This window comes from Dysgonomonas sp. GY617 (genome assembly GCF_015233815.1).
Taxonomy (GTDB): Bacteria; Bacteroidota; Bacteroidia; order Bacteroidales; family Dysgonomonadaceae; genus Dysgonomonas_A.
Window position 1 is genome coordinate 1 of sequence record NZ_JADCLR010000032.1, and the last position, 1,509, is coordinate 1,509.

At 34.3% G+C, this 1,509-nt stretch carries 2 protein-coding genes; one reads left to right on the forward strand and one right to left on the reverse strand.

Features of this window, described 5'->3' with window-relative positions:
- The first annotated feature begins 414 nt into the window (after positions 1 to 414).
- Positions 415 to 720 carry a hypothetical protein gene (locus tag IR022_RS19225; protein WP_194204965.1) on the forward strand — a complete coding sequence of 102 codons (306 nt, stop codon included), beginning with the start codon at positions 415 to 417 and terminating at the stop codon, positions 718 to 720.
- Between the two features lie 243 nt (positions 721 to 963).
- Here IR022_RS19225 and IR022_RS19230 read toward each other — a convergent pair.
- Positions 964 to 1,509 (reverse strand): carbonic anhydrase (locus tag IR022_RS19230; RefSeq protein WP_194204966.1); only part of this gene is annotated, 546 nt, incomplete at its 5' end.

Here is a 1,509-nt window from a genome sequence, read left to right on the forward strand (position 1 = left end):
TCTCTCTCTCTCTCTCTCTCTCTCTCTCTCTCTCTCTCTCTCTCTCTCTCTCTCTCTCTCTCTCTCTCTAATATTTCAACGCACATAGCCAAATCTAAATCGTTAAACTTTAGATTGTTATTGGTGGGTATGTTTGTTAATTCTATTCTCACTGTTTGAGTAAAGGGTTAGATTATAGTGACAAAGATAAAAATTTATATTAAATAATTAGCTCCTACTCTTATTATATTATACATTTTATACTCCATCGTTTAGGTAATATATAACCTATTCAATTAAAGCCTTGAAAAATAAAATACCATATTGTCAACCCTATCGGACATTAATTATTTTTATAAAAGAAACTGAATTAATGAATCTGAATTGCGGGTTATACAAGAGGAATTATATGAATGCATAGATCTATTTGAAGGAATGACACTGAAAGGAGTAAATCAAATGGGCTCAGAAGTACTGGTATACCTTTCCTCTTTGAATATTGAATCTAATTCTTCTTATTTTGAGTACGATGGACAAACCTACACCCAGCTTTGGTCATACTTTTCGGACCCGATAAGTATTTCTAATATTCAAACATCGTTGGTACATATAAAATGGCTGGACTCTCTAAAAAAATACTCTACACTTATCACCCGAAGTGGTGAAATACAACGGGCTAAATTTCTAAACTTACAACGAGAGCTGATTTCAAATATAACCGAAGATCTGATTTTATTGTAAGCTTATAAATAAAAATAGTATTATGTAGCGATTACATAATACTATCAAACATAGCTGTATCTAGGTCTAAAACAAAATAAATATACCATATCAATAGACTCTCTGCAACACCAAACGCTCAAAATAGTTACAGAGATATCTTGCATAGAATATATAAAAAAGAGCTATCGGAAAAGTTATATTATTAAATTAAATATCCTTTTTTGCAGATTCAGCCTCTTTTGTTTTGTATAAAAAGGATTCCTATATATCCAGAAAATCGACTTTGCCGTTTTCGATATGATAAATGGCTCCGACTATCTTAATTTTACCTTCTTCATTCATTTCACTCAAAATAGGTTCTGAGTTACGCAACTGTCTTATCCCGTGTTCTACATTTGCTTTAACCGCATTGTACGGAAGTTCTTCTCCTCCTTTTTCGAGAGCATCCTTTTCTTCGGTTTCAGCGTTTAACGCATCAACAATGGAAGAGATATGTCCAGGAACAGTTCCTCCTTCTTTTGTGTCCAACATTGCGTTTATAGCTCCACAACTAGTATGACCTAACACAACAACAAGCTTTGCTCCGGTATGTTCTACTGCATATTCGATACTCCCTTCTTCGTAATCACTCATTACATTTCCGGCTGTACGAATCGTAAATATATCACCTAAACCTTGGTCAAAAACAATTTCAGGAGTCACTCTTGAATCAGAACAACATATAACAACGACTCTGGGATGCTGACCTTCTGCCAACTCTTTTACCCGTAAAGAATCCTGATGGATGTGGGCTAGTTTACCCGAAAC